This is a genomic window from uncultured Mailhella sp., from assembly GCF_905187505.1.
Classification (GTDB): domain Bacteria; phylum Desulfobacterota; class Desulfovibrionia; order Desulfovibrionales; family Desulfovibrionaceae; genus Mailhella.
This window is the reverse complement of sequence record NZ_CAJJIC010000206.1, coordinates 1-1,960: the sequence shown is the minus strand read 5'-3', so window position 1 is coordinate 1,960 and position 1,960 is coordinate 1. Positions and strand designations below refer to the sequence as shown.

The window sequence follows — 1,960 nt, the reverse complement described above, 5'->3', positions numbered from 1 at the left end:
GAAAAGACGTCGGACCACATCGGGGACGCAACGTCTTTCCTCTGCCGAAATTTTTCCCGCACAGGCTCAGGAACGTCGTCAAAAAGCACGGCAACTCTCCGCAGCGCTCCGTCATGGTTCCGTTCAAAACGCCAAAAAGAGCTCAAGTTGCATTTCCGAAGGGTACAAAAGCCCGGAAAGAAAATGTTACATTGCCTGAAAAGCCGCGTCATGCAAGGCACGAAGACTCTCCGGCAGACAAGGAGCGCTCCAGGTCACTTGCCCGAAAAACAAAAGTCCGGCATAGGGAACGCAGGCCGCCGGAACGATTCCGGCACACCGTGTGCAACCTCAACGTGTTACAGAAACAGCCCCGCTGTTTTCAAGGAGAAACCATGAAACTTTCCCACCTGGGCGCATCGCTTCTTCTTGCCCTCACGCTTCTCGTCGCTCCCTGCCTCGCCGCAGACCTGCCCGCTTCCGGCAGCCTCACCCCGGCGCAGACCACGGAACTGTACGCCGATCTCAAGGATGACGGCCTCGTCGTTCTCGACGTGAGAACGGAAGCCGAATTTGCCGACGGCCACGTGGAAGGCGCTCTCAACATCCCTCTGGAAGAGCTCAAGTCCCGCATTCAGGAAGTGCCGGAAGGCAAGCCCATGCTCATCATCTGCCGCTCCGGCCACCGTGCCTCCATCGCCTTTGACACCCTGCGCAGACTGGGCCGCTCCACCGACCAGGTCTGGTACCTCACGGGCTATACCGACTATTCCATGGGCACGCCGCGCTTTTACCGGTAGACAGACGACACGCCTGCGACGATAACATACCTTCAGGGAAGGAAAGGCCCAGGTCAGGGCCGCTCCTTCCTTTTTTTGCACCCGACAGACGGACTGGCAGGATACCTTTTCCTGCGGCAGAAGACCGCATCGTCCGCCATCGGCTCTTTTTCCGATCACAGAGACAAAACGTCGTCCCACCCCGACTCCTCCGCCCGGCGGCCCGGCCGCGCGAAAAAACGTCTCCCCCTTCGGCGCTCAGGGCTTGGGGGCTGCTTCCTTCCTGAGTTCCCGCAGATGCCAGTAGACTGTTACCGGGGATATGCCCGTGTAGCTGCTCACGAGCGGCACGGCGTTGCGGTAGTTGAACACGCCCTTCTCATAGAGCTCCGCAATGACGGCCTTGGCCCGGTTTCTGGCAGGTACGCCGTTTTTTGCTCCCATCTTCTCGCACGTCTGCGAGATGACTTCCTCAAGTCTGACCGGCCCTGCGCCGAATATCCTCATTTCCTCCCGGACATGCTCCTTCCCCGGAGAAAGCGAGGCCACCACGTCCGCAAGCGGGGCCTCAAGATTCATGGCCACGGCAAGACTGCCCAGACAGCGCCCTCGAGCATTGCACAAAGGAGAAATACCGGCCTTCAGGGCCTGTCCTTCGCTGCCGCGGCAGAAATAGGCCTTCTGATCGTTCATCTTCTCAAGAAGCGTGGTCAGGCCTTCACGCTGTATGGGATCGCCCACGCTGCGGCGGGAAATGCGCGTATTGGCCGCCGCTACCACGGCGTGCGCCGGATCCTCAAGGGAGTGTACCACGATCTCGCAGTGCTTTCCCAGCAGCGTCGAGAGCATGGGCACAAGTCCCACCACACTGTCGATAACGGCCCTGTCCTCATCGGAAAAAGGACTTCCCAAAAAAAACGGAGCCCCGGAAAACTCTTCAAGAAGCTCTTTGTTGAATGTGTGCTCCGATGCAGAAGACATATGCACTCTCCATATCGTCGAACCGACGTTCTGTAAAAACCGACCGCTTCCGTGCATTCCCACCGAACAGAACATGCGGCATGCTCCATCTGCCGCCCCCGTCCCCTTCCAGAGCCATGCGCGGCCATGCCCGGGCTCTGCCGATGCACAACGGCAGCCCATCATATCATGCTCTACCGTAGACCATATGCCGATATTTTTCAAACCGATGGCGACTTCTC

2 protein-coding genes are annotated in these 1,960 nt (G+C 58.8%); one reads left to right on the top strand and one right to left on the bottom strand.

Annotated elements, in window-relative coordinates; translation table 11 throughout:
* The first annotated feature begins 374 nt into the window (after positions 1-374).
* The gene (locus QZZ60_RS11360) at positions 375-779 is read left to right on the top strand and encodes a rhodanese-like domain-containing protein (protein WP_295641485.1); all 405 of its coding nucleotides are present in this window, start codon (positions 375-377) and stop codon (positions 777-779) included.
* Positions 780-1,016: 237 nt separating this feature from the next.
* Here QZZ60_RS11360 and QZZ60_RS11355 read toward each other — a convergent pair whose 3' ends face one another.
* Positions 1,017-1,739 (bottom strand): PAS domain-containing protein, encoded by a 723-nt coding sequence (locus tag QZZ60_RS11355; protein ID WP_295641483.1) that lies wholly within the window; start codon positions 1,737-1,739, stop codon positions 1,017-1,019.
* Between the last annotated feature and the right edge of the window lie 221 nt (positions 1,740-1,960).

Coding starts and splice junctions, on each gene's coding strand:
- QZZ60_RS11360 (WP_295641485.1), top strand. CDS start 375: ATGAAACTTTCCCACCTGGGCGCATCGCTTCTTCTTGCCCTCACGCTT.
- QZZ60_RS11355 (WP_295641483.1), bottom strand. CDS start 1,739: ATGTCTTCTGCATCGGAGCACACATTCAACAAAGAGCTTCTTGAAGAG.